The organism is Pectobacterium sp. PL64 (genome assembly GCF_022477975.1).
In the GTDB taxonomy this organism is placed as follows: Bacteria; Pseudomonadota; Gammaproteobacteria; order Enterobacterales; family Enterobacteriaceae; genus Pectobacterium; species Pectobacterium jejuense.
Genome location: NZ_CP092070.1, coordinates 4,576,142 through 4,601,602, shown reverse-complemented (window position 1 = coordinate 4,601,602; position 25,461 = coordinate 4,576,142). Strand labels below are relative to the sequence as shown.

The following is a 25,461-nucleotide window of genomic DNA, read 5'->3' as shown; positions in this document are numbered from 1 at the left end:
GCATAACCGCGCATTCTGCGCAATTTCTTGCTCACTTTCTGGTGTAAATCACTTTTTGCGCAATGTCTGCAAACGATTCACGAGGTCTGCGCAACTTCTTGCTCAAATTTTGCTTAGTAAAAATTTGAATTAGGTGAATTTACTTATAAAACAAATAGATAAATTTTGGCACATGGATTGCTATGTGAACGGCGAACTAACCCCGTTCAACAACTCATTCCGTTTAACAACAAGGAGCAAGACTATGCCAACTCCATGCTATATCAGCATCGAAGGTAAAACTCAGGGCAACATCACCGCGGGTGCTTTCACTTCTGATTCTGTCGGCAATATCTATGTGGAAGGCCACGAAGACGAAATGCTGGTACAGGAATTCAAACACATCGTCACCGTACCAACTGACCCGCAGTCTGGTCAGCCGTCCGGCCAGCGTGTGCACAAACCGTTCAAATTCACCGTCGCGCTGAACAAAGCCGTTCCGCTGATGTACAACGCCCTGGCGTCTGGCGAAATGCTGCCGACCGTCACCCTGAAGTGGTACCGCACGTCGGTTGAAGGTAAGCAAGAGCACTTCTTCTCTACCGTGCTGACCGATGCCACCATCGTTGACATCGATTGCAAAATGCCACACTGCCAGGATCCGTCCAAACTGGACTACACCCAGTTAATCGAAGTGTCGCTGGCCTACCGCAAAATCGACTGGGAGCACACCGTTGCCGGTACTTCCGGCTCCGATGACTGGCGTGCACCGGTCGAAGCGTAATTCTGTTGTATTCAACCCGGGCTTGTCCCGGGTTTTATGCATTGAGCCATGGCCCACGCCATGCCTGAGTGTGGATGACAGCATCAGGAGGACGGATGGCAAACAGTACAGGATTACAGTTCACCGTTAAGGTCGGCGCATTGCCTGCATCGACCTTTTCCGTGGTGGATTTTCAGCTCAGCGAGGCGCTTAACCAGCCGTTTGCCCTGTCGCTGAATCTGGCCAGCTCCTTACCGGGGATCGATTTTGGTGCTGTTCTCGACCAGCCCTGTGAACTGCTGGTGTGGTACGAAGGCGAACTCCAAAGACGCGTGAGCGGCATTGTCAGTGCGTTCGCGCAGGGCGACACCGGCTTTCGCCGCACGCGCTATCAGGCAGAAGTCCGTCCGGCGCTGTGGCGTTTGGGGCTACGCACTAACGCCCGCATCTTTCAGGCACAGAAACCGGAAGCGATTATCGGCGCACTACTGGAAGAATCTGGCATCACCGACTACGCCTTTGCGTTGCGTAACGAGCACGCGGTGCGGGAATACTGCGTGCAGTATCGGGAAAGCGATTTAGCCTTTATTACCCGACTGGCCGCCGAGGAAGGCTTGTACTTCTTCCATGAGTTTGAGGAAGGCAAACATCGGCTGGTTTTTGCCGACGATGCCGGCGCACTGGTGAAAGGCCCTGAGCTGTTTTTCAACCTTGCCACACAGGGGCTGAGCGAAGGAGCGTACGTACGCCGTTTCCGCTATGCCGAGGCGGTGCGAACTGCCGAGGTGGCGCTGAAAGATTACAGCTTCAAAACCCCAGCTTACGGATTGCTGCACAACAAGATGAGTGGTGAGCTGGAGCACCAGCGCGAAAGCTATCAGCACTTCGACTACCCCGGTCGTTTTAAGCAAGACCCGAGCGGCAAAGCCTTCACTGGCTATCGGCTGGACGCACTGCGAGCGGGCGCGATGACCGGTTCAGGTGAATCCAATGCCGCTGAACTGATGCCGGGCAGCAGTTTTACCTTAACCGAACACCCCAACCCGATGCTGAATAGTGGCTGGCAACTGGTTGCCATCACCCACAGCGGGCAGCAGCCGCAGGCGCTGGAAGAGGAAAGCGGCGGTGAACCCACCACCTACAGCAACAGCTTCGAGGTTATCAGTGCCAAAAGCACCTGGCGTGCCGACCTGCCGTACAAACCGATGGTGGATGGTCCGCAGATTGCCACCGTGGTTGGCCCCGCCGGTGAGGAAATCTACTGCGACGAATATGGCCGTATCAAACTGCAATTCCCGTGGGACCGCTACGGCGCTAGCGATGACCAAAGCTCCTGCTGGGTTCGCGTCAGCCAAGGCTGGGCCGGAGGTCAATACGGCCTGATCGCCATCCCGCGCATCGGCCATGAAGTCATTGTGAGTTTCCTCGAAGGCGACCCAGATCAGCCCATCGTGACAGGCAGAACCTTCCATGCCACCAATCCATCACCCTACCCGCTGCCCGCCAACAAGACGCGCACGACACTGCGCACCACGACCCACAAAGGCGCAGGGTTCAACGAACTGCGCTTTGAGGATCAGGCCGGTCAGGAAGAAGTGTTTATCCACGCTCAGAAAGACATGAACACCGTAGTGCTGAATAACCGCAGTACATCGGTGAATGTGGATCACAACGAAAACATTGGCCGCGATCAGACAGTCGTCGTGCAGCAAAACCAGACGGTCTCCGTCATTGCCGATCAGATTACTGAGATCCAAGGGGAGCAAACGGTAGTGGTGAAGAAAAACCGGAGCACCGTCGTGGAAGACAACGAAACGCTGAGGGTGACGAACGATATCTTTATCCACGCCGAAGATGGCAGCATTCAGATTGGTACGGGTGCGGGCTATATCTCAATCAAACACAGCGGTGATATTGAGATCGTCGGGAATAACCTGACGCTGAACGGCACCCGTATCGATTTGAATTAAGGATGAATATGTATCAGATGAATGAAGGGACGCTGGCTATCCCCGCCGATTGGCGCGATGAATCACTCCATGTTTTTGTCCTGCCGGGGGATGCCATCAATCTGGTTGTTAACCGTACCCCGATTGACTTCGGTCTGACGGCAGAGACGGTTTATCAGCAGACGTTGGCCCAGTTTGCAGCACACCTGAAAGGGTATGAAGAGCGCGGCGTTTGGACATTGACGCTGGATGGGCAACCTGCACACGGTCTGGAATATACCTGGCGGTCACCGGAAGGGCCGATGCATCAGGTTGTCGTGATGCAGGTGCGCGGTGAGTTATTGATGACGTTTACCGTAACCGTAGCAGGCGAGCTCAGTGCGGAGCAGAAAACAGCAATGCTGGCGGTAGTCGAGACATTTAAAGCTGCCACCTGAAAGGAGTCATCATGCTGAGTGACATTCTGAACCGTGTTGCCCGCGTCGGTGCCATGCACGCAGGCAAAGGCCCGACGCCGCCTGCTGGTCGTCCTCAACCGGGCCAGGGAAAAGCCCCGACATCACCAGGCAAAACCATCAAGCACAAAAGCTTTCTCGGCGCGCTGGCTGGAGCGATCGCAGGGGCGGTTGTGGCGGCGGTGGCATTTGCCGCCGCTGCGGCAGTCGCTGGAGCCATTGCCGTCGCCGTTGTCGGGACGGGTGGCATGGGGGCGGCGCTGGTTGTCGGGGCAGTCAAACTGGCAGTGGGATTTGGAGCAGTCAGCCTGCTCGGGGGGCTAATCAGCAGCGTCTCCAGCAAGGTTTCCGCGATGGTAGACAGCGGCGCGCCGCCGTTTGGGCCCGTTTCTTCGGGTTCAGGTACGGTGTTTGCGGAGAAGCAGGCGATTTCCCGTGCCGAAGTCGACACGGTAGCCTGCACCAAGCACAACTCGCCCCAGCTCATTGCGCAAGGAAGCGAGACCGTCTACGTCAATGGCTCACCCGCCGCGCGTATCGACGATAAAACCGTCTGTGGTGCCACCATCAAGGAAGGGGCATCAACCGTCTTTTTTGGTTCCGGCCAGCAAACCTGTTTGGAGATTAGTGACGAATTCAGCTGGTGGGAAAAAGCGCTACTGATTGCAGTTGAGTTTCTGGTTCCGCCCAGTCGGGGCATGTTCAAAGGGCTGGGCAAGCTGTTTACGCGTGGCCCCACTGCGGTGCTCAAAGGCATGCGCATGGGCGCGTTAAGAATGGCGGTGGGGTTACGGAGAGCCGTTCGCTGTGCCAGCAAAGGCTTTAAAAATAGCAAAGGCTTGGCACGGATTAGGGAAGCGACTCGCGGCTTCCTGAAAGATCCGGTCTACATTCCCAGCGGGGATGTGATCGAGATGCGTCAGGATATTGAACTGGGGCAAACACTTCCTCTACTTTTTGAGCGCACTTACCGTTCCGCTGCCACCCATACCGGGCTGCTAGGACGCGGCTGGTACGATACCTGGAGCGAAACAGCACAGGTCAGTCGCGACGGCCTGAATACTCACGTCGTCATCACACTGGCACAGGGATATGACATCGATTTCACCTTCCATCAGGATGTGCAGTCGGTATTTTGTCCGCTCTATCCAGCGTTTACTCTGTATCGGCGGGCAAGCGGCTTTAGCCTATGGGATCGAGAAAGCCTCACCTGGCGTGAATTCGATGTGCCTCAGGGCGATCGGCTACTCCTGTCTTCGATACATGACCCGCACGACAACCGCATTACCCTGATCCGCGATCCAAAAGGCTATCTGCGCAAGATACGTCACAGTGATGGTATCGAGCTGCTGCTGGTGTGGCGAGGCGAGTATCTGCATCAGATACAGCGTATTGATACCGGGCAGAAAACCCTGCTGGCTGAATACCGGCAGGATGAACAGGGCCGGCTGGTCGAGGCCGATGCCGCCCATGCCTATCATCTGTTTTACGACTACGACAAAGAAAACCGACTCACGCGCTGGCATGACAACGACCAAACTTGGGCGCGCTACGACTATGATCATCAGGGTCGCTGTGTCTACACCACCTGTGCCGACGGCTACCTGACGGCGCATTTTGAGTATCTCGACGATCGCGTAGTCATGATCGACGGATTAGGTCAGCGTAGCGAATTTGGCTTCAACCATCTGCACCTGATGAGCTGGGAAAAATCCCCGTTAGGGCACGTCACCCGCTACGACTACGACGATTACGGCAACCTGCTGCGTGAGATTTCCCCCGCTGGTCGGGTGGTTGAGTTCACCTATCTGGACGACAGCGGACTGGTGAGCACCTTCACCGACGGCAGCGGTCATGCCTGGGCCTATGACTACGACGACGCACAGCGGTTATGCGGCATCACCGACCCGCTGGGGCGCATCTGGCAATGGGCGTTCGATGAGGCAGGCAACCCAGAGAAGCTCACGGGGCCGGATACCCGCGAAGTACGATTTACCTGGAACCGCCACGGCTTGCTGACGCAGGTGAGCGATCAGGCGGGCGAGGTTCAGGCGCGGCTGCGTTACGATCATCGCCAACGGTTGCTGAGTGCCAGCGATGCGCTGGGGCGTACCCAGCAGCTACGCTATGACCAGCAGGACAGAGTCGTGCAGTGGCAGCGGCCGGACGGCGCGCAATATCGGCTGGGCTATCGTCGTGCGAGCTGGAAACTGCCGGAGCAGTTGATACGCCCCGACGAGAAAGAAGAAAAACGCCAGTACGACAAGCATAACAACCTGCTGAGCTATGTGGACGGCAACGGCGCGCTGTGGCGCCAGAGCTACGGTCCCTTTGACCTACTCACCTCGCGAACGGATGCACAAGATCGCACCTGGCGTTACGAGTACGACAAAGAGAGTCAGCAACTGGTGTGTGTCACGCACCGGACGGTAACCAGTGGCAGTGGTGGCTGGATGCCGATGCGCGGGTTATCCGCGAACGGGACATGGCGGGTACGGAAACCCACTACGGCTATGACGAAGACGGCCACTGCATCGCCGTTCGCAATGGCGAAGGAGAAATCCGCCACTTCCTGTGCGACGGGCGCGGATTACTGATAAAAGAAACGGCACCAGACGATATGCTGCACTACCGCTACGATGCGGCAGGCAGGCTGACCGAGGTCATCTCCGCTACCAGTCATGTCCAACTGGAGTATGACCTCCGTGACCGGGTGGTGCAGGAATGGTTGAACGGCACCCTGCTCACCCGACAGTTTGACGATACCGCACGCACCGTGACACGAACCCTGGCCGGGGAAGATGAGCGCGATGGCGCACTGACCAGCACGTTCCGCTATAGTGCGGCAGGTGAACTGCAACAGGTGCAGCTACCGGACGGCGCAGAGCTCACCCTTGTCCATGATGCCGCTGGGCGAGAATCCTCCCGTTCAGGCGGGGCGTTCGTCCAGCACCGTGAATATGACGTGATGGGCTGGCTAACGCGCGAGATGAGCGGTCAGCAGCAGGATGGTCGTCTGCATGCTTCGCAGACAAGGGAGTATCTGTACGACGGCGCAGGCAACCTGGCTGGCGTTCGCCATAACCGTGAAACCCGGGGCTATCGTCTGGACGCCACCGGACGCGTGCTGTCCGTCCTGAGCGGTGGCTCAGGGCGTGCGGTCGAAACCGACGAAGCCTACCGCTATACCCGCAACGGCCTGCCGCAGGATACCGCACGACTCACCGAATGGCAGGCGGGCAGGCTGACTCAGCACGACGACACCCATTACCAGTACGACAAAGCCGGACGGCTCATCCGTAAACAGGTGGTTCAGCCGGGTTACCGTCCACAGGTCTGGCACTACCGCTGGGACAGCCGTAACCAGCTCCGGGTTGTCGACACCCCGACGGGTGAGCGCTGGTTCTACCGTTATGACCCGTTCGGGCGGCGCACCGGCAAACGCTGCGAGCAGACACAAGACGATATCCGTTACCTGTGGGACGGCGACCAAATCGCCGAGGTGCGGCATTATCGCAACGGTGAACGCGTTGCCCGCCGCCACTGGGTACACAACGGCTGGGAGCTGCTGGTTCAGCAGCGGCAGAATACTGACGGACGCTGGGAAACCGATTTTGTCACCAGCAGCCAGAACGGTGAACCACAGGCCCTGTACCGACCCGACGGCACCCTGCGCTGGCAGGCGCCCAAAAGCACCCTCTGGGGCCAGCGGCAGCGCTCCGCGGAAGACCCTGCCGACCCTGGACTTGCCTTTGCCGGACAGTACCGTGACACCGAAAGCGGGCTATGTTATAACCGTTTTCGGTACTACGACCCGACGGGTGGATGCTACGTCTCACCTGATCCGATAGGGGTGTTGGGTGGGGAGAGTAACTATGGGTATGTGCCTAATCCCAATACGTGGATCGACTCGCTGGGGTTGGCTGGTTGTAATAAAGTTTATAGGCAAATTACAGCTGATGATCTTGCAAGATTAGAGCAAGGACTCCCGTTACAACCTAAAGGTGCGGGTGGTTCAATTTTAGAACATGTAGCAGGTCGTGATACCGGGCATATATCTGCTGCAATGACAAAAGAAGCCACCAAGAGATTCAGTAGTGGTAATGGTTTGATAGAAATTGATGTGAAAAAAGCGATCCAAGGCGGAGCTAAATTTATTGACCATAATAACGTATTGCAAGCAGTAGAACGAGGTGGGAACTTAATTGATAGACGGAATGCTAAACGAGCATTGGAAGTTTTATTTAAAGGTGAAATACCTTTTGATGCAATAAATATAATTAACTAATCTTTTATTAATACAAATATGGAGTATATATGCCTACTTTGTCAGAATATAGTAATGTATATAACACAGCGTTAAACATTCTTGATAAAAAAGGTTTTTCTATATGGTATGACGAAGATCTCGATATGTTTTGCGCTGAGAGAAATGGCTGGGATTTTATGGCTGAAACTCCATGCGGGTTGCTTGGTGTTGTTACAATTTATGAATATAAAAATCCTTCATCATATAATGAATATTGGTGGAAGGTGGAAGATAAAGATTTATATGTAAATATAAAAAAAGAAAAACCCAGTTATAATTCCGTTAGCGGTGATTAATAAAAAATCCGGAAGCGATAGCAATAATCCTTCCGGCTTTATTTTTTCGTCATTTATTACGTATAGTGTGAGAGGTTAATCTCCGTCCCAATCATCAATCTCCCCCACTCAACCGTCACCATGATCGGCATCTCGGTCATAAACCCGACTCCTCCAGCAAGCAGCCTTCAAGGTTGGTGACTGATGGCGGATTGGGCCTGCTGTTTTGTGGTGCGTATCCCGCCGTATGGCTTGATACCACAACCACTAATGTAATCAATTCAACCCACTGATATTATAAGAAACTACAAATTGGCTATGTCATAGCAGGCGGTAGCGTGCCTGCCAAAACACAACCCGCAGCAATACCCAAGCCGGGCGGTTGGTGCGCAGACAGGCGGCCGGTTATGGTATAACCGTTTTCAGTACTACGATGCTACGTCTCGCCTGACCCGATAGGGGTGATGGGTGGGGAGAGTAACTATGGATATGTTCATAACCCTGTTTGTTGGGTTGATCCCTTTGGGTTGGCTGGTTGTGAGTGGAAAAGTCGACGAACCTTCAAAGAAGGAGACTCAGGTCTAAAGGATCATGCTCGACGCCACTCTGATTTATCTCCAAAGAAATATTTAGAAAGAGGGAAAAAGAACGTTTCTCACGGAAGTTTATTAAAAGGTGGAGGTAAACATCCAGATGCTAAATATTATGTTAGGAAATTAGGTGATAATGATTACAGTGTGACAATTACTGATAAAAATAATAAGATTCTTTCTATTGATACATGGAAGAAAGGTGGTGCTCCTATGACTCAAGATGACATTATGAAAAGCTTAAAGGACAATGGGATTTCACCACCTACAGGATTTTGGGAGGTACTTTGAAAATTAAAGAAAAAATGTTTGAAATAAAGGATATGCTAGAGCGCTCAGGGTGGACTATATTGAATAGCAATGACATATTCACTGTTTTTGACGATGAAATAGAATGGGATATGTTAAACGAAAGAACCTTGAATAGAGAGACTCTGGTTTTTTGTTTATTTGATGAATTAGGACGACGAACTTACAAAATATCAGATATTCTTTATGTAAGAAGAAAGAAAGATAATGTCCGGCTATATCTTGATGAGAAAAATGAAAACTGGACGTCTGACTTAAAAAGTTTTGTATATAGTACTAAATAGCTTAATAATCCGGAAGCGATACTCCACGATCCTTCCGGCTTTATTTTATCTGCTATTTATTCCGTCATGCGCGACGTCAGAAATTAATCTCCGTCTCACTCACGTTCCTTCCGCGCTCGACCATCACCATTATCACCATCCCGGTCATAAACCCCGACTCTTCCAGCCAGCGGCCTTTAAGGCTAATAGCTGAAGTCAGGTTAAATTTAGCGGAACACTTAAGCGATCGCGGGCAGATACAGCCAAAAAACCTACGCCCCACACCGCGGCAAAGCGGTGTGGGGCGTTGAAGGCAAACTAGGCGACTGCTGTGCCCTGCTCATCCTGATCGACGGCGAAGCAGGCAACCTGCTGTTCGCCGTAGGTTTTCAGCTGTGGCTGGAACTGTGTGCAGGTGCTGAAGCAGCGCTGGCAGCGGGCATTAAACGCGCAACCCGGCGGCGGATTCAGCGGGCTGGGCAGTTCACCCGTCAGCTTGATGCGTTCGCGGCGTAAATCCGGATTCAGGCGCGGCGTCGCGGAAAGTAACGCCTGCGTATACGGGTGGCGCGGGTTGTTGAAAATGGCATCTTTACTGCCCTTCTCCACACAGCGGCCCAGATACATCACCATCACTTCATCAGCGATATGTTCGACAACGGACAGATCGTGCGAGATGAAAACGTAAGACAGCCCCAGATCCTGCTGCAAATCCATCATCAGGTTCAGCACCTGTGCACGAACCGACACGTCCAGCGCCGAAACCGGTTCATCGGCAATCACCACGTCTGGGTCCAACATCAGCCCACGGGCGATAGCGATACGCTGACGCTGACCGCCAGAAAACATATGCGGATAGCGGTCATAGTGCTCCGTTTTCAGCCCCACTTTCGCCATCATCGCCAACGCTTTTTCACGGCGTTCGGCTTTTGACAGTTCCGTGTTGATCAGCAGCGGTTCTTCCAGGATCTGGCCGACTTTCTTACGCGGATTGAGCGATCCGTACGGATTCTGGAAAACGATCTGGATCTTCTGCCGACGCAGCTTCTGCGCTTCAGGATCGTGCTTCAGCAGATCCTGCCCCTGATAGTGCAGCTCGCCATCAGAGGGGGTTTCGATCATCGTCAGCAGGCGGCCCAGCGTGGATTTTCCACAGCCGGACTCTCCGACCACCGCCAGCGTTTTACCGCGTTCCAGCGTAAAGGAAACACCGTCCAGCGCTTTCACCATCCGCTCTGGCGCGAAAAAGCCCTTTTTCACCGGATAGTGTTTTTTCAAATCAATCGCATGCAGCAAATACGGCTGCGATGGTGCGTTCAGTTCACTCATAGGGTTGGCCTCCCCGCATCATCCAGCGGTGTATGACATTTCACCTGACGACCAGGAATATCGCGCAGTGCAGGTTCTTCCTGACGGCAGCGGTCTTGCGCATAGGGGCAACGCGGGTTTAACAGACAGCCGTTCGGGCGGTCATATTTACCCGGCACCACACCCGGCAACGATGCCAGTCGGGATTTATCCGCCGCAAACTCCGGCAGCGCACGTAGCAACGCCTGGGTATACGGATGACGAGGCGCGCTGAAAATATCCGCCGCTTTGCCTGATTCCACAACCTGACCGGCATACATCACGATGATGTGGTGTGCCGCTTCGGCCACCAGTGCCAAATCGTGGGTAATCAGGATCAGCGCCATGTTCTCGCGCTGCTGCAATTCGAGCAGCAGTTCGATGATCTGCGCCTGAATAGTCACGTCCAGCGCTGTGGTCGGCTCATCGGCAATCAGCAGCTTCGGCCGACAGGCAATCGCCATCGCGATCATCACGCGCTGGCTCATCCCGCCGGAAAGCTGGTGCGGATACACATCAAGACGCGAACCCGGATCGGGAATCCCGACCAGCGTCAGCAGGTCAATCGCACGCTGACGACGGGTTTTGCGGTTACCGCCCTGATGCACCTTGATGGCTTCCATGATCTGGTAGCCCACGGTGTAGCACGGATTCAGGCTGGTCATCGGGTCCTGGAAAATCATCGCGACTTCAGAACCCACCAGATTACGCCGTTCTTTTTCAGAAATTTTTGTTAAATCACGCTGGTTAAATTCCAGCTTGTCGGCCATCACTTTGCCGGGGTAATCAATCAGCCCCATAATCGCCAGCGAGCTGACGGACTTACCGGAGCCGGATTCACCGACGATACCGACGACCTGACCTTGTTCAACCTGGTAGCTGATACGATCGACCGCACGAAACGGCAGATCGTCATCACCAAAGTGAACCGACAGTTTATCTACATTGAGCAACGCCATCTCTCTACCTCTACTACTGCTTGAGTTTGGGGTCGAGAGCGTCACGCAAGCCGTCCCCCATCAGGTTAAACGCCAATACCGTCAGTAAGATTGCCAGACCGGGGAACGTCACTACCCACCAGGCGCTCTGTGCAAACTGCAAAACGTCCGACAGCATGGTGCCCCACTCTGGCGTTGGCGGCTGTGCGCCCATACCGAGGAAACCCAAAGCAGCCATATCAAGAATGGCGTTAGAAAAGCCGAGAGAAGCCTGCACAATCAACGGTGCCAGACAGTTCGGAAGAATGTTGACGAACATCTGGCGCGCCGAACTGGCTCCCGCCACGCGTGAAGCCGTGACGTAGTCGCGATTGACTTCCACCAGCACCGCTGCACGGGTCAAACGGACATAGTGCGGCAATGCCACGAAGGTCAGCGCGAGCGAGGCGTTCACAATCGAAGGTCCGAAGACGGCCACCAGCACCAGCGCCAGCAGCAGGCTCGGCAGCGCCAGCATGATATCGACGATACGCATGATGAGCGCATCGACCACACCGCCGAAATACCCGGCCAGCAGGCCGAAGATCACGCCTAACACCAGCGACAGCGCGACGACCAGACAGCCAACCAGCAGCGAGAGACGTGCGCCGTACATCAGACGGGACAGGACATCACGCCCGACGTCGTCCGTTCCCAGAATAAACTGCCAGCTTCCGCCCTCTTGCCAGACCGGTGGACGAAGCAGCGCATCGCGGAACTGCTCAGCGGGCGCATGCGGTGCCAACACGTTGGCGCCAATGGCGATAATCAGCATCAGCACGACATACACCATGCCAACGACCGCCCCTTTGTTACGTTTAAAATAGTGCCAGAATTCCTGTAGCGGGGTCATCGGCTTCGGTGCGCTATTTACAACAGGTTCAGTGACGTGTGTCATCTTAGCCTTCCCCTTATTTCTTGTGACGGATGCGTGGGTTAACCACGCCGTAGAGCACATCTACCAGCAGGTTCACCAGAATGATCATGGTTGCCACCAGCAGTACGCCGCCCTGAACCACCGGATAGTCACGACGCTGCAACGCATCGATTAACCACCGTCCCAGCCCCGGCCAAGAGAAAATGGTTTCCGTCAGGATCGCCCCGGCCAGCATGGTACCGACCTGTAAACCAATTACCGTTACCACCGGCAGCATCGCATTACGCAATGCGTGCACGACAATCACACGCAGACGGCTCAGCCCTTTGGCGCGCGCGGTACGAATGTAATCCTCACCCAGCACTTCCAGCATCGCAGAGCGCGTCATACGCACAATCACCGCCAGTGGAATGGTGCCCAGCACGATGGCAGGCAAGATCATGTGCTCAACCGCGTCGACAAAGTCGCCTTCCTCGCCCCAGAACAGGGTATCGATCAGCATAAAGCCGGTTAGCGGCATGCTGTCATCAAGGAAAATCGTGTCGCTGATGCGTCCCGACACGGGAGTAAGGTCAAGTTGAACGGAGACCAGCATAATCAGCATCATGCCCCACCAGAAGATAGGCATGGAGTAGCCCGTCAGCGCCAGGCCAACAGAGGTATGATCGAAAATGGAACCGCGTTTGACCGCAGCCAGCACACCAACCGGAATACCCACTGCGATAGCAAACATCATCGCGCAGATACCCAGTTCCAGCGTCGCTTTGAAGCGAGGCACAAATTCTTCCCACACGGGGATACGACTCTTGAGGGAGATCCCCAGGTCGCCCTGCATCACACCGCCAATATAGTGGAGGTATTGCTGCCAAAGCGGCTTATCCAGCCTCCATTTCAGCCAGCAATTGCGCATGGCGCTCGGCGGAGATACCCCGTTCCCCCGCCATGATCATCACCGGATCGCCCGGAATCATGTGTACGAATGCGAAGGTTAATAGGGTGATACCAATAAACGTTGGGATAACTAACCCCAAACGCCGGAGTATGAACTGCAACATATCCCGAACTCTCTATTCATGCCCGTTGGCTCATTGGCCATCAGGCTTATCATTGCTCACAGCATAAAAAATCGTCAGGAACGATTTTAAACGTCGTGGACGACGGCCCACAGGGTGGTGGGCAGGAAGCCCACCATAAAATTTAACGGGCAAGAAACCCCGCCTCCACGGCTCCTCTAACGAGAAACCGCAAGGTCGGGGTTTTGAATGTCCGTGAAAAACGAGTGGCTGACTTAATCCAACGTCACGTTGTTGAAGCTATGCACGCCACGTGGCTGAACCACATAACCTTTCACGTTTTTACGCACTGGCTCGTACACGGTGGAGTGCGCAACAATCAGCGCCGGAGCCTGATCGTGCATCACAACCTGCGCTTGTTTGTACAGCTCAATACGTTTTTCGTGATCGGAAATGGCACGCGCCGGCTGGATCAAATCTTCAAACGGCTTGTAGCACCACTTGGAGTAGTTGGAGCCATTTTTGGCGGCGTCACAGCTGAACAGGGTCGCGAAGAAGTTATCTGGATCCCCATTGTCGCCAGTCCAGCCCATCAGTACGGTCTGGTGTTCGCCGTCTTTCGCGCGCTTCAGATACTCGCCCCACTCGTAGGTGACGATCTTGGCTTTGACGCCAACTTTCGCCCAGTCGGACTGAATCATCTCCGCCATACGACGGGCGTTCGGGTTGTACGGACGCTGTACCGGCATTGCCCACAGGTCGATAGAGAAACCGTCAGCCATACCCGCTTCTTTCAGCAGTGCTTTCGCTTTCTCAGGATCGTAGCTGTAGTCTTTAACGTCGTTGTTGTAGCCCCACATGGTCGGCGGGATCAGGTTGGTTGCGGCCTGGCCGGCACCCTGATAGACCGCATCGATGATGGCAGACTTGTTCACCGCATAGTTCAGCGCCTGGCGAATCTTGACGTTATCCAGCGGTTTTTTCTCAACGTTGTAAGACAGGTAGCCGACATTCAGGCCAGGCTGCTCCATCAACGTGATGTTTTTGTCTTCTTTCATGCGAGCAAGATCGGCCGGGTTTGGATACGGCATGATCTGGCATTCGTCTTTTTGCAGCTTGGCGTAACGCACAGACGCATCTGGCGTGATGGAGAAGACCAGACGGTCAACGCCCGGCTTGGTGCCCCAGAAGCCTTCAAAGGCTTTGTACAGGATACGGGAGTCTTTCTGGTACTGCTGTAACTGGAACGGGCCTGTACCGATTGGGTTCAGGTCAATCTTCTCTGGCGTACCGGCTTTCAGCATGTTATCAGCGTATTCCGCTGACATGATGGAAGCGAAGTCCATCGCCAGGTTTGCCAGGAATGGCGCTTCAGGGCGGTTCAGCACAAAGCGGACAGTGTAGTCGTCTACTTTTTCGATTTTGCTGACCAGCTCCGGCATCCCCATACCCTGATAGTATTCATAGCTGCCGCCAGATACTTTGTGGTACGGATGGTTAGCATCCTGCTGACGCATGAAGGAGAAAATCACGTCATCGGCATTGAATTCACGAGAAGGTTTGAAATCCTTGCTGTCTTGCCATTTCACGCCTTTGCGCAGATGGAAAGTATAGGTTTTGCCGTCTTCGCTAATATCCCATTTTTCAGCCAGACCCGGACCGGTGTCCGTGGTGCCGTCTTTAAATTCCACCAAGCGGTTATAAATAGGAATAGAGCTGGCATCAAACGTGGTACCGGAGGTAAACAGCTGCGGGTTAAAACCTTCCGGGGAGCCTTCTGAGCAGTACACCAGCGTCTTTGCTTGAACGCCTGCAGCGACGGACATGGCGAGCAAGCCAAGGCCGAACTTCAACACCCTTGATTTAACCAGGGATTTTTCCATTACTTGTGCTCCATTGTGGATGATGTTGTGTGCTATACCCGCCATACTCCAAGCTGCATACGCGTTAATACTGTCGTTAAACGCACAGTGGTTAACAGCGCTGATAGTCCGTCCTGCATCTCGAAATCAATTGGGTATGGTTGGCCAGACCTGTATTTTTACGAACTGTGGTCTGTACCCTGTCGCCCGAAGGCAAAACTAAAATAATGAGGAAGAGGAAAGGGGGGTTACTAAAACCGATGGCCGCCACGCTGTTGGATATAGTCATAATAACTACAACGTATATCTTGACGCGCCACAACCCGCTCACGGATGCTGGATGAAGACGTAGAATCATTCAGACAAGCCGCTGCTTTCCTCCTTATATCCCTATGACGCCCTCAATTTCTCAACAGATGGCGGTGACGTCAATATAAGCAGTAAGGATTTACAAAATTTCCTTACATTTTCTTAAAAGAGAAAATACAAGTTCATCACCTTACAAAAGGTGGATGTTTTGCCTTTTTCGGAAAAAACAGCGATAAAAACCGATAGCTTGCGGACATAAAGAAATTATCACCATTAAAAAAACTATAGTCATCTGGTCTTACATGTCCAAGATTTGAGCACTATTTTTTGTTAAAAACGTTAACAGCAGGTGAAAACTCTGACAGATAATAAGAAATTCTGATATTTGCCACGGCACCATAAGTAGGCAAATGACTATCTACGCTACATAAAAAAACTCTGCGCGACATAAAACGTGGTTTCCCCCTCTTTCGACGGGCCGCAAAATCGCTCTTCATTGTTCTTTATCTGTGGGATAACCGTGACCAGAGAGCCATTGCGGGATATCTCCGTTAGATAAAGCATAGATAAAAAGGCGGCTGATGCAGGGTCGAGAACGCATTTTGTCCTGCACGACATCGTCAGGGCTCTTACCGAGGATAAAATGATATTGCTCAATAATTAATTGGCTATTTTAGTTAAATAAATATTTTCACTAAAATGTAAAACACGCTATTTACTTATTCTCATAAAGTGGTATTTTTCACTCTGTGAGTTACCTCTCCTTCTGTTTTACCCCTCCATATTCCCTCAATAAATTATTTTAATTACAAAAAAACAATATAAGTTATTTAAAATAGAGTTGCTGATAAGTTCACAAATACGTAATTAACGTATTATTTTTAACATTCCCTCATGCTAGATTACCCTCCAACAGGATTCATTGTTAAATAATATCAACCATTCCTTATATTTTTGTTACTAACTGATAAAAAACAAAAAAAAGTATTTTTCTGCTTTTTGATAATAAACATCCCGCCGCCATCGGCATTAGCAGGCTCGATATCCACACCGATATCAGCAAGCAAAAAGCCAATAAGATGCGTCGATAACGATGCGTTACCAATATCTCAACGAGATTACACGGCAGGTATGTCATTTCTTTCTGTACCAACTGTCCTAGCAGGGTGAATATAATGAAAAAAATTGAAACTGATATTTTATGTGAGAACGATCTCGCTCTGGAAACACAAGAATCGTTTATCGGCGGATTTTTTAAAAAGAAAATCGGCTCCGTTCCCGTTGCGCTTTTCATGGCGATAGCCGCCATTGTCGCTATCGCAGCCTACGAAGGATATTTACCTAAAAATATGATTGGCGGTTTCGCCGTCATCATGACGATGGGTTTTTTACTGGCACACATTGGCAGCAACATTCCCGTGTTCAAAGATATCGGCGGCCCGGCTATTCTGTGCCTGATGGTACCGTCCGTTATGGTGTATTTTGAGCTGTTCAACGACAACACCATGAAAACCGTCCACCTGCTGATGAAAGAGGCGAACTTCCTGTATTTCGTCATCGCCTGTCTGGTGGTCGGCAGTATTCTGGGTATGAATCGCAAGATCCTGATTCAGGGGATGGTACGTATGTTCGTCCCGCTGGTCATCGGTACCGCAACCGCGCTGGCAACCGGTTTGCTGGTTGGTAAACTGTGCGGCTACAGCTTCTATCACACTTTCTTCTTCATCATCGTGCCCATCATCGGCGGCGGTATCGGTGAAGGCATCCTGCCGTTGTCTCTCGCCTATTCGGCCATTCTGGGACAAACCCCGGATGTCTATGTTGCCCAGTTAGCGCCTGCTGCCGTTGTCGGTAACATCTTCGCGATTCTGTGTGCTGGCGTGCTGTCCCGTCTGGGTATGCGCCGCAAGGATCTGAACGGCGAAGGCCGTCTGGTTCGCAGCGATGAAGACAACGCGATGTTTGCCGTAAACGAAGCACCAAAGCCAGTCGATTTTCACCTGATGGGCGGCGGATTGTTGATGATTTGCGCCTTCTTCATCGTCGGTGGCCTGTTTGAGAAACTGGTACACATCCCAGGCCCGGTGCTGATGATTCTGATCGCCGTCTTCTGCAAATACGGACGCGTGATTCCAGCGATTATGGAAACTGGCGCACACAGCGTTTACAAGTTTGTATCCAGTTCTCTGGTGTGGCCGCTGATGATCGGGCTAGGTATGCTGTATATCCCGCTGGAGAGCGTCGTCGCGGTATTCTCTGTGGGTTATGTCATCGTCTGTGGTTCTGTGGTGCTGTCCATGGCACTGGTGAGCTTCCTGATTGCGCCTTACCTGAACATGTACCCCATTGAAGCGTCCATCGTAACCACGTGCCACAGCGGGCTGGGCGGTACGGGTGACGTGGCTATTCTGTCTGCTTCTAACCGTATGTCTCTGATGCCGTTCGCACAGATCGCTACCCGTATCGGCGGCGCATCTACCGTCATCGCGGCAACGCTGCTGCTGGGCTGGGTTGCCTGATTTCACTATCAGTATCAAGGTTTCCTCCAATCAAGGGGGAAACCTTATTGATCATACTGCGACTGCGCCGATAGCACGTCTTCGATATTTTCTTCAGCCCATCTGGCTAACGGTTCAACGGCTTCTGACAGCGTTTTACCCAACGGGGTCAACGCATATTCTACCGTAACTGGCACCGTCGGAAACGCCTTCCGCGAAAGTATCCCGTCTCGTTCAAGTTTCTTCAGCGTTTGACTCAACGCCTTCTGTGATACCCCTTCGATTTCACGCCGTAGTTGATTAAACCGTAGCGGCCCTGTTCTCAGCAGGCCGATAATGAGTAATGCCCATTTGTCAGCCAAACGCTCAAGCACCATTCTCGCCGGACAGCCCTGTAAATAAACGCTATAACGCAGTTCACCTGCGTCAGTTTCCCTTTGCTCAATCGCTGAATTTTTAACCATAGTATACTCGAGTTAACTTAGTGGACTTTAGGTAACTTCTTGTTATGTTGGTTTATAATATATACCTTGTTCCCGTTAAATCCTAACATGAATAAGGAAACACCATGACGAACGTTGCTGTTGTTTACTTCTCGGGATACGGGCATACCAAACGTATCGCAGAAGTGGTCGCTGAAGGCGCTGATGCAATACTCGTTGCTATTGATGCTGATGGCCATGTCGATGAGCAAGGGTGGGAAACGCTAAATAACGCAGATGCCATCATTTTCGGTGCGCCGACCTACATGGGTTCCGTTCCCTGGCAATTCAAGAAATTCGCCGATGCGACCTCCAAAGCTTGGTTTACACGCGCATGGCAGGACAAGATTTTTGGCGGTTTCACCAATAGCGCCAGTCTGAATGGCGATAAGCAAGTCACACTGATTTATCTGCAAACCCTTGCCTCTCAGCATGGGGGGATTTGGGTCAGCCTGGGGCTTGCACCATCGAATACCCTTGCCGCAACGCGAAACGATATCAACAACCTCGGCGGCTCCGTCGGCCTTCTTGCACAATCACCATCAGACGCAGGCGCAGAGGCGATCCCCTCCGGCGATCTGGATACCGCTAAGCACTACGGCAAGCGTGTTGCAGACATTACACGCCGTTTCAAAGACTGATTACGAAAAATCCCCCTAACCTTCCCAAAGGCGTCACTAAAAATGAAAAAAGCACTTTCTGTTTTATTGCTGAGCGGTCTGCTAATCACTAGCGCAACAATTTCGGCGCAACAGACCGATCCTCATGCCGTTCCGCTGGCAACCGCGTCGGAATTCATCGCTACTGGCAAATCCTATAACGTTGATTTCGGCGATCAGAAATTCCGTCTGGATTTCAAATCACCAACTGAAATGACATTCACTTCCCCAGATGGAAAAAACAAGGCAGATGTTGCAATTACGACCACGAAAGTCGGTGATGGTGTCTATATGATCTACTGGTCGCGTCGTGCAGGGCAACATGTGGTTCACGTGGACGACTTCAAAAACGGCGTGTCTTATACCAACATCGTATTACCGGATGGCTCCATTTCTCGCCGTCAGGGAACGCTAATCGAGATTAAGTAAGCGTTTACCGTTTTAGTTTCGGTACAAATAGCACGAGGCGGGATCGCTCCCGCCTCGTTTATCTCATTCCACACATGACGCTCAGTTCCGTTTGCTTACCGCAACTATCTAACCTTTTTGAAAATGATCAGAATCAGGAGCATACAGATGGGGAAACCAATTAATACAGCCGAATACATGGAATCCATAGACTCTCGCATATCAGCTAATATCGCAAAATGGTATTCAACTGACACTGTTTTATCAGATAAAAAAACCATTCTTTCCTTATCTTGCACATGTCCAAAAGAAAAAAGAGCAATGCTTATCAAATAAAAAAAAGAGACAAGGAAAATACTGAACCATCGAATAAAAGTCTTGCATTTATTTGTTAACATCGTGCATCCCTTCTAATAACCCACCGACAGTACCACCAGAATAAGGGGAAACCTTATTGCACACACAACCCTGTTCGGTCCGACCGCAGCTCCTATTCCGATCACTGCCGACTTGAATCCAACCCGCAAAAACGCCACAGGCAGCAGCCATTGGTAATTGATTTTCTTAACGAAACTACCTAACCTTTTTGAAAATGATCAGAATCAGAGCCACGCAGATGGGAAAAGCGATGAACGCAGCTAAATACACCGAATTAGTATGTCCCTGCATAATTTCCAGGCTAGCTCTATGATATTCAACAGATATCGTTTTTTCTGAAAAATACATAATATCTTTATCAAAGGAAATCGCACCAACCCCCGCTACCAGTAGATAATAAAATAGAGAGACAAGGGCAATACTGACCCATCGAATAAATGACTTGCACTTACTTGTTAACATCATGCATCCCTTCTAATAAGCCACCGATAGTACCACCAGAATAAGGTGACATCCTGCCAACACCAGAAACAATTTCAGAAGCGCCTCTATTTACAACCATCTCAAGGTTTTTTTCACTTATAGGCGTGTAGTTATCGGTATTCGGGTACTGCTGCCTAAACTCACTTGTCATATCAACAACAAGCATCGATGATTCAGCGCTTTTTCGTTCTAAATACCGCTGTAGCGATACCGGCACGGCAAAATCTTCTTCGTAATCAATCCGTATCTGAGTGTGAGTGGTATATCCTCCCTCAAATACTTGTGATCCCGCTATCTTCACGCCTTTTGTTGCATGGGTTGTACAGTTCACGCCTGTAACATCATATTGATCAATTGTGTGACCATTCCTTTTGGTACGATCCCTCATAGATGGAGTTTCTTTTGCCTTTCCTCCTGAACGCCACAACTTTTCAAAATACATTCTTGCAATTGCAGGGTCCGCATCTGTAATGAGAAAAACCTTAGCTTCTGTTTGGTACAGCTCTTCTCGGTAATATGTTCTGGCATCTTCAAACTGCAAAAAATTTAAGATGCCATCACCGACAGCCCCGACAACACCAGACCGTCTACCAAAGCGGCCGTAGGTAAAAACAGAAGCATTATTACCCTCATGCACAGAGACAAAGGCGTGACCTGTACCCTTAATTTCTGTCCAGATAAATACACCGTTCTCTAATGGGTTATTCTCTTTTTTGCACTCTTGAATCTGATTAACCCATTCCCCTTTTGAGGGCGTGAGGTAAATCGGGTCATCCCTGAAGTAATTTTCTGGTTCAGGCTTAATATTTTCCCGTGGGTTCCGCCACAGCCCTAACCCGCGGCCGTACTGCATAAATTGATCGTGTTCCACTAAACCAACTCCATTTGGTTTCATCGTCACTGAATTGAGATAGCACAAGGCGGGATCGCTCCCGCCTCGTCTCTGTTTCTGCTTGCCTTATTCAGCGCTATTTATTTACCGCTTTCTATTCGCAGCCTTTTATTCACAATACTGGCGCAGCGAGTCCTGCTTTTCTGGCAGCAGACGGTACAGATAAACCGGTCGGCCAGTTGAGCCGTACAGGATATTGGTAGTCAGGATGCCAGTGTCAGACAGATAGATCAGGTACTTACGGCAGGAGACGCGGGAGATGCCAATCGCGTTCGCCAGCATTTCGGTAGAGAATTCGATGCCCTGATTGCCTTCAATCCACTCGCAAACAGTACGCAGCGTCAGGCTGGTCAGCCCTTTCGGCAATTTCTTACGTTCGCTAACTGTACTACTGCTGGTACGACGAATCAGGTTATCAATATCCGACTGCCCAACAAAATCGCGATGCTTGAACAAGTTCGCCTCTTCGCGATAGGCGGTCAGCGCCTGTTCGAAACGCGAGAATTGGAAAGGCTTAATCAGATAGTCCACCACGCCGTAGTGCAGTGCTTTCTTGATGGTGTACACATCGCTGGCAGACGAGATGATGATGACATCCGTCTTTTCACTGAATTCACGAATAGTCGGCAGCAGGTCCAGTCCATTATCCTGCTGCATATAAATATCCAGCAGTACCAAATCGATTTCCGAGTCAGGTTGCATCAGCAGGTTTCGCGCCTGCTGCAATGTGGGGACGGTCGCATAGCAGCTAAATCCAGAAACCTGGTTCAGATAAGATTTGTTAAGCTCTGCAACCATGGCATCGTCATCAACAATCAGTACATTAATCATGGTCAAACAGCCTTGCTTGATAAGGAATAGTAACGAAAAACTGGGTGTACACCTCAGGTTCTGATTCAAACTCGATAGTGCCGCCAATCTTCTCCAGACTCTGCTTGGTCAGGTACAGGCCGATACCGCGCCCGCTGCCTTTGGTAGAGAATCCCTGTTCATAAATGCGCGCCTGACTCTCCGGCGAAATACCGGGGCCGTCATCCCCCACGGTACAGTGAAGGCGACCATTCTGATGATGGAAGCTCACGCTGATTTCGCAGTTTTCCTGCCGATCAATCGCGTCCATCGCATTCTCAATCAGATTACCCAATACGGTAATCAATTCATTCGTGGCATCGACATCATCGGTATCCGGCAGCAGACTCTCCTCACTGATAGAGAGCGTAATGCCGAGATCGCGCGCGCGGTTGATTTTACCCAACAGGAAGCCGGCAATCACTGGCGATTTCACTTTACGAATAATCGAACCAATTTCCGCCTGATAATTATTGGCGGTCTTCAGGATATAATCTTCCAGCTGCGAGTAATATTTTAAGTGCAGCATCCCCAGGATAACGTGCAGCTTGTTCATAAACTCGTGCGACTGCGCACGCAGCGCATCCGCATAGTAGGACATCCCGCTCAACCGTTGCAGCAACTGGCTGATCTCCGTTTTATCACGGAATGTCGCAATCGCGCCGATAATATCGCCCTTCACAAAAACCGGAACGGTGTTAGTCAGCAGCAGGTGACCGTTAAAGTTAATCTCTTCATCACGCCGCGGCGTACCGCTCTCCAGTACCTGTTTCAGGTGCAAATGTTCAAGCCACTGGTCGCTGACGCGTTCAGTTGACTTCGGGGCCGGCGTTTCACTGCCCTGCGGCTTATTCTGCCGGAAAAGCCGTCGCGCCTCATCATTGATGACCGTAATTCGGCCATGCTGATCGACCGCGATAACGCCTTCTTTGATGTGTTTGAGCATCGCGTTACGCTGTTCAAACAGGTTCGAGATCTCAAACGGCTCGAATCCCAGCATAATGCGCTTGAGCACCTTCACCAGAATCAGCGTGCCCAGCCAGCCGACCAGCGCCCCCGCCAATAGCGTCCAGGGAATCATCCAGCGGTTATCGCTGATCACCTTCTGCACGCTGGTTAAGGCAATCCCCAGCGCGACGACGCCAACCTGCTTATGGTTGCTGTCGAAAACCGGCGTAAAGACCCGCAGCGCGGGATCGAGCGTCCCCCGGTTGATGGCGGTATTTTCCATGCCCAACAGCGCCGGGTAGATATCCCGACCGGCAAAATGCTCACCAATTCTTTCCGGTTCAGGGTGGCTATGGCGCACCGTATCCATGTCCGTGACGGTAACGAAGAGCAGCTGATTACGCTGACGAATCGTCTCCGCAGCCGCCTGCACTTCCTCAGGCCGACCAATCCCTTTAAGTTCATCAATAACCACGGGAGAGGCTGCAAATGTGCGGGCAATGGCGAAAGCTTTTTCTCGCAGATGATCTTCTGAAAGCTGATTAATGCGAAAAAACAGCAAGGAATAGACCACCAGCAACACCGCGCCAAGCACAACCGACACCATCAGAAACACCGATGTTCCCAGCTTTAGCGGTGCCTTTTTCTTGCCCATGTCACTCTCCGAAACCACCATCATCACACCGTTATCTTATACTGTTTCGTCGCGTTTCGCGTGCCGTGATGCATACGCCCCGTCACAAGGACAGGGCGTAGGCTTGAAGAAAGGAAATTTGGCTTAACGTTGCGGTACATTTTTTGTGTCAGGAATGTTTCGCATCAGGAAAGCCAGCAGTACTGCGTTTACCAGAAACCGAGCAGTTTCCACCACATTCCGCCAACACCCAGCCAGATAGGGATGATGACCAGACTGACCAGGAAACCGATCTTCCACCAGGTTCCCAGCGGCACGTAGCCAGTGCCGAACAAAATTGGTGCCGGGCCACTGGAGTAGTGAGTCGTGGACATAAACAGGTTACTGAAGATACCGAATACCAGTACGGTCAGCATCGGCGGCGCACCGGCTGCCAGCGCGATAGAGACAAAAATTGCATACATGGCGCTGATGTGGGCAATCGCACTCGCCATCAGGTAGTGGCTGTAGTAGTACACCAGCAGCAGCAGACCCAGCATTGGCAGCCAGTGCATCCCACTCACCGCATTACCGGCCAATCCGCCCAGCCAGGCAATCAGGCCCATCTTGTTGAGCTGGCCAGCCAGCGTCATCAATACGGCAAACCACACCACGGTGTGCCAGGCTTCTTTCTCGCTGACGACATCGTCCCAGGTCAGCGCACGGCTGAGCAACAGCACGCTCAGGCCCGCCAGTGCAGTCAGGGTTGCATCAATATTCAGCGTAGAACCCAGCACCCAGAAGGTCACCAGACCCAGGAACACACCCAGCACCACCCACTCGTCGCGGGTCATTTTGCCCATGTCACGCAGTCTTTCGACGGCGATCGCACGCATTTCTGAGGTTTTCTTCAGTTCAGGCGGATAGAAACGGTAGATCAGGTAAGGAATCAGCGCCAAAGACAGGAAGCCCGGTAGCAGTGTCGCCAACGCCCAATCCGTCCAACTGATCTGAATACCAAACTGGGAAGCCAGCTTCGCCACCATCGGGTTACCCGCCATGGAGGTCATAAACATCGCGGAAGTCACGGCGTTACACTGGAAAATGGACTGCACCAGAAACGCACCAATGCGACGCTGCGTGCCTTTTTCCGGCGTGGAGTCATAGGCTTCGGCAATTGACCGGAACAGCGGAGTGATGATCCCGCCGCAGCGTGCAGACGTGGAAGGCATGGCCGGAGCGAACATCAGGTCGGTAAACACCAGACCATACGCCAGACCGAGTGAGCTATTCCCCAGCTTGCTGATGAACAGCAGACCAATGCGGCGGCCAAAGCCGGTTTTGATAAAGCCGCGAGAGATAAAGAAGGCACAGGCGATCATCCAAATGGTGGGATCGCTAAAGCCCGTCAGCACATCTTTAATGGGTAATAAGCCTAATATGGCGACCGAGGTCAGGCTGAACATCGCCATCGCGCCAAGCGGGTAAGGAGAGAGAATCAGACCGACAACGGTGGCAATGAAAATCGCCATCAGATGCCAGGCATCGGGTTTAACCCCATCAGGAACCGGCAATAACCATAAGCCACCGGCGATACAAAGGATAACTAGAAGCTTTATCAACCTGCTGTTATTCGCAGACATAAGAACACCACTCTTCATTAAAACGGATTCTGTATTCCCCGTCATACTTCGAGTCACGCTCAAATTATTCAGGAGATATTCACGACGGATGTCCCGTGCGGAGGAGTGGGTATTTCGTTATTCTTCCTTCGTCACCCTGCTGAAAACAACGCAACAGGAATCATCTGCGGAAAAAAAGACGAGAAAACAAGGGTTCTGGGTGCTTCTCTCGTCTTGTCAAATCAAGTGATAATGAAGAGATAGTATTATAATGCGCCTATAAAATAGCGTAACTTTAGTTACTAAAATGGTTCATTAATTTATTTAAGAAACTATCATTGTTTTAATTTCC

The 25,461-nt window shown here is 51.8% G+C and carries 20 protein-coding genes and 2 pseudogenes; 11 read left to right on the top strand and 11 right to left on the bottom strand.

Annotated features, from left to right (window positions below; all coding sequences use genetic code 11):
- Nucleotides 1–244 precede the first annotated feature (244 nt).
- The 7 genes and pseudogenes from HP572_RS20725 (at nucleotide 245) to HP572_RS20695 (ending at nucleotide 8,913) form a co-directional block, all read left to right on the top strand.
- Nucleotides 245–763 carry an Hcp family type VI secretion system effector gene (locus HP572_RS20725; RefSeq protein WP_040033016.1) on the top strand — a complete coding sequence of 173 codons (519 nt, stop codon included), beginning with the start codon at nucleotides 245–247 and terminating at the stop codon, nucleotides 761–763.
- A 95-nt stretch (nucleotides 764–858) separates the two neighbouring features.
- Nucleotides 859–2,712: a type VI secretion system tip protein VgrG gene (gene tssI / locus HP572_RS20720; RefSeq protein ID WP_240584208.1), complete on the top strand. Its 1,854-nt coding sequence runs from the start codon at nucleotides 859–861 to the stop codon at nucleotides 2,710–2,712.
- An 8-nt stretch (nucleotides 2,713–2,720) separates the two neighbouring features.
- Nucleotides 2,721–3,128, top strand: a complete 408-nt coding sequence (locus HP572_RS20715; RefSeq protein WP_010287508.1) for a DUF1795 domain-containing protein — start codon at nucleotides 2,721–2,723, stop codon at nucleotides 3,126–3,128.
- An 11-nt stretch (nucleotides 3,129–3,139) separates the two neighbouring features.
- Nucleotides 3,140–7,080: pseudogene (locus HP572_RS20710) on the top strand (RHS repeat-associated core domain-containing protein); the annotation flags it as partial.
- A 383-nt stretch (nucleotides 7,081–7,463) separates the two neighbouring features.
- Nucleotides 7,464–7,751: a hypothetical protein gene (locus tag HP572_RS20705; protein ID WP_240584207.1), complete on the top strand. Its 288-nt coding sequence runs from the start codon at nucleotides 7,464–7,466 to the stop codon at nucleotides 7,749–7,751.
- A gap of 443 nt (nucleotides 7,752–8,194) precedes the next feature.
- The gene (locus tag HP572_RS20700; protein ID WP_240584206.1) at nucleotides 8,195–8,611 is read left to right on the top strand and encodes a hypothetical protein; all 417 of its coding nucleotides are present in this window, start codon (nucleotides 8,195–8,197) and stop codon (nucleotides 8,609–8,611) included.
- A complete protein-coding gene (locus tag HP572_RS20695) occupies nucleotides 8,608–8,913 on the top strand; it encodes a hypothetical protein (RefSeq protein ID WP_240584205.1) in 306 nt (101 codons plus the stop codon). Before HP572_RS20700 ends, HP572_RS20695 begins: the two co-directional genes overlap by 4 nt.
- A 76-nt stretch (nucleotides 8,914–8,989) precedes the next feature.
- Here HP572_RS20695 and HP572_RS20690 read toward each other — a convergent pair whose 3' ends face one another.
- From HP572_RS20690 to dppA, 6 genes and pseudogenes are all read right to left on the bottom strand, one after another.
- Nucleotides 8,990–9,175, bottom strand: a complete 186-nt coding sequence (locus tag HP572_RS20690) for a SymE family type I addiction module toxin (RefSeq protein WP_240584204.1) — start codon at nucleotides 9,173–9,175, stop codon at nucleotides 8,990–8,992.
- Nucleotides 9,176–9,210: 35 nt separating this feature from the next.
- Nucleotides 9,211–10,221: a dipeptide ABC transporter ATP-binding subunit DppF gene (gene dppF / locus HP572_RS20685; RefSeq protein WP_240584203.1), complete on the bottom strand. Its 1,011-nt coding sequence runs from the start codon at nucleotides 10,219–10,221 to the stop codon at nucleotides 9,211–9,213.
- Nucleotides 10,218–11,198 (bottom strand): dipeptide ABC transporter ATP-binding protein, encoded by a 981-nt coding sequence (dppD, locus tag HP572_RS20680; protein ID WP_240584202.1) that lies wholly within the window; start codon nucleotides 11,196–11,198, stop codon nucleotides 10,218–10,220. Before dppD ends, dppF begins: the two co-directional genes overlap by 4 nt.
- A gap of 13 nt (nucleotides 11,199–11,211) precedes the next feature.
- Nucleotides 11,212–12,114 (bottom strand): dipeptide ABC transporter permease DppC, encoded by a 903-nt coding sequence (dppC, locus tag HP572_RS20675; RefSeq protein WP_039363567.1) that lies wholly within the window; start codon nucleotides 12,112–12,114, stop codon nucleotides 11,212–11,214.
- 13 nt (nucleotides 12,115–12,127) lie between these two features.
- Nucleotides 12,128–13,148: pseudogene (gene dppB, locus HP572_RS20670) on the bottom strand (dipeptide ABC transporter permease DppB).
- 233 nt (nucleotides 13,149–13,381) lie between these two features.
- Nucleotides 13,382–14,989 carry a dipeptide ABC transporter periplasmic-binding protein DppA gene (dppA, locus tag HP572_RS20665; RefSeq protein ID WP_205549562.1) on the bottom strand — a complete coding sequence of 536 codons (1,608 nt, stop codon included), beginning with the start codon at nucleotides 14,987–14,989 and terminating at the stop codon, nucleotides 13,382–13,384.
- Nucleotides 14,990–16,452: 1,463 nt separating this feature from the next.
- On the opposite strand from dppA, the gene HP572_RS20660 reads away from it, so the two are divergent.
- Nucleotides 16,453–17,796: a 2-hydroxycarboxylate transporter family protein gene (locus HP572_RS20660; protein WP_039465531.1), complete on the top strand. Its 1,344-nt coding sequence runs from the start codon at nucleotides 16,453–16,455 to the stop codon at nucleotides 17,794–17,796.
- 44 nt (nucleotides 17,797–17,840) lie between these two features.
- Here the strand turns inward: HP572_RS20660 and HP572_RS20655 are convergent, their stop codons facing one another.
- Entirely contained in the window at nucleotides 17,841–18,239 is a 399-nt protein-coding gene (locus tag HP572_RS20655) for a helix-turn-helix domain-containing protein (protein WP_240584201.1), read from the bottom strand.
- 104 nt (nucleotides 18,240–18,343) lie between these two features.
- Between HP572_RS20655 and HP572_RS20650 the strand changes: the two genes are divergently transcribed.
- The 3 genes from HP572_RS20650 (at nucleotide 18,344) to HP572_RS20640 (ending at nucleotide 19,660) form a co-directional block, all read left to right on the top strand.
- Entirely contained in the window at nucleotides 18,344–18,898 is a 555-nt protein-coding gene (locus HP572_RS20650; RefSeq protein ID WP_240584200.1) for a flavodoxin family protein, read from the top strand.
- Between the two features lie 42 nt (nucleotides 18,899–18,940).
- Nucleotides 18,941–19,345: a hypothetical protein gene (locus HP572_RS20645; protein WP_240584199.1), complete on the top strand. Its 405-nt coding sequence runs from the start codon at nucleotides 18,941–18,943 to the stop codon at nucleotides 19,343–19,345.
- Nucleotides 19,346–19,492: 147 nt separating this feature from the next.
- A complete protein-coding gene (locus tag HP572_RS20640) occupies nucleotides 19,493–19,660 on the top strand; it encodes a hypothetical protein (RefSeq protein ID WP_240584198.1) in 168 nt (55 codons plus the stop codon).
- Nucleotides 19,661–20,150: 490 nt separating this feature from the next.
- Here the strand turns inward: HP572_RS20640 and HP572_RS20635 are convergent, their stop codons facing one another.
- The 4 genes from HP572_RS20635 to HP572_RS20620 form a co-directional block, all read right to left on the bottom strand.
- Nucleotides 20,151–21,056 (bottom strand): hypothetical protein, encoded by a 906-nt coding sequence (locus HP572_RS20635; protein ID WP_240584197.1) that lies wholly within the window; start codon nucleotides 21,054–21,056, stop codon nucleotides 20,151–20,153.
- Between the two features lie 129 nt (nucleotides 21,057–21,185).
- Nucleotides 21,186–21,908: a two-component system response regulator DcuR gene (gene dcuR, locus HP572_RS20630; protein WP_010281107.1), complete on the bottom strand. Its 723-nt coding sequence runs from the start codon at nucleotides 21,906–21,908 to the stop codon at nucleotides 21,186–21,188.
- The gene (locus HP572_RS20625; protein WP_240584196.1) at nucleotides 21,901–23,529 is read right to left on the bottom strand and encodes a sensor histidine kinase; all 1,629 of its coding nucleotides are present in this window, start codon (nucleotides 23,527–23,529) and stop codon (nucleotides 21,901–21,903) included. The genes dcuR and HP572_RS20625 overlap by 8 nt, the downstream gene beginning before the upstream one ends.
- Before the next feature lie 188 nt (nucleotides 23,530–23,717).
- A complete protein-coding gene (locus HP572_RS20620) occupies nucleotides 23,718–25,130 on the bottom strand; it encodes an anion permease (protein WP_205549552.1) in 1,413 nt (470 codons plus the stop codon).
- Between the last annotated feature and the right edge of the window lie 331 nt (nucleotides 25,131–25,461).

Excerpts from the sequence above, each read along its gene's own strand:
- HP572_RS20655 (WP_240584201.1), bottom strand. The coding sequence starts at position 18,239 with ATGGTTAAAAATTCAGCGATTGAGCAAAGGGAAACTGACGCAGGTGAA.
- dcuR (WP_010281107.1), bottom strand. The coding sequence starts at position 21,908 with ATGATTAATGTACTGATTGTTGATGACGATGCCATGGTTGCAGAGCTT.
- dppF (WP_240584203.1), bottom strand. The coding sequence starts at position 10,221 with ATGAGTGAACTGAACGCACCATCGCAGCCGTATTTGCTGCATGCGATT.
- HP572_RS20700 (WP_240584206.1), top strand. The coding sequence starts at position 8,195 with ATGGGTGGGGAGAGTAACTATGGATATGTTCATAACCCTGTTTGTTGG.
- HP572_RS20640 (WP_240584198.1), top strand. The coding sequence starts at position 19,493 with ATGGGGAAACCAATTAATACAGCCGAATACATGGAATCCATAGACTCT.
- HP572_RS20625 (WP_240584196.1), bottom strand. The coding sequence starts at position 23,529 with ATGGGCAAGAAAAAGGCACCGCTAAAGCTGGGAACATCGGTGTTTCTG.
- HP572_RS20725 (WP_040033016.1), top strand. The coding sequence starts at position 245 with ATGCCAACTCCATGCTATATCAGCATCGAAGGTAAAACTCAGGGCAAC.
- HP572_RS20650 (WP_240584200.1), top strand. The coding sequence starts at position 18,344 with ATGACGAACGTTGCTGTTGTTTACTTCTCGGGATACGGGCATACCAAA.
- HP572_RS20705 (WP_240584207.1), top strand. The coding sequence starts at position 7,464 with ATGCCTACTTTGTCAGAATATAGTAATGTATATAACACAGCGTTAAAC.
- dppA (WP_205549562.1), bottom strand. The coding sequence starts at position 14,989 with ATGGAAAAATCCCTGGTTAAATCAAGGGTGTTGAAGTTCGGCCTTGGC.
- tssI (WP_240584208.1), top strand. The coding sequence starts at position 859 with ATGGCAAACAGTACAGGATTACAGTTCACCGTTAAGGTCGGCGCATTG.
- HP572_RS20660 (WP_039465531.1), top strand. The coding sequence starts at position 16,453 with ATGAAAAAAATTGAAACTGATATTTTATGTGAGAACGATCTCGCTCTG.
- dppD (WP_240584202.1), bottom strand. The coding sequence starts at position 11,198 with ATGGCGTTGCTCAATGTAGATAAACTGTCGGTTCACTTTGGTGATGAC.
- HP572_RS20620 (WP_205549552.1), bottom strand. The coding sequence starts at position 25,130 with ATGTCTGCGAATAACAGCAGGTTGATAAAGCTTCTAGTTATCCTTTGT.
- dppC (WP_039363567.1), bottom strand. The coding sequence starts at position 12,114 with ATGACACACGTCACTGAACCTGTTGTAAATAGCGCACCGAAGCCGATG.
- HP572_RS20645 (WP_240584199.1), top strand. The coding sequence starts at position 18,941 with ATGAAAAAAGCACTTTCTGTTTTATTGCTGAGCGGTCTGCTAATCACT.
- HP572_RS20715 (WP_010287508.1), top strand. The coding sequence starts at position 2,721 with ATGTATCAGATGAATGAAGGGACGCTGGCTATCCCCGCCGATTGGCGC.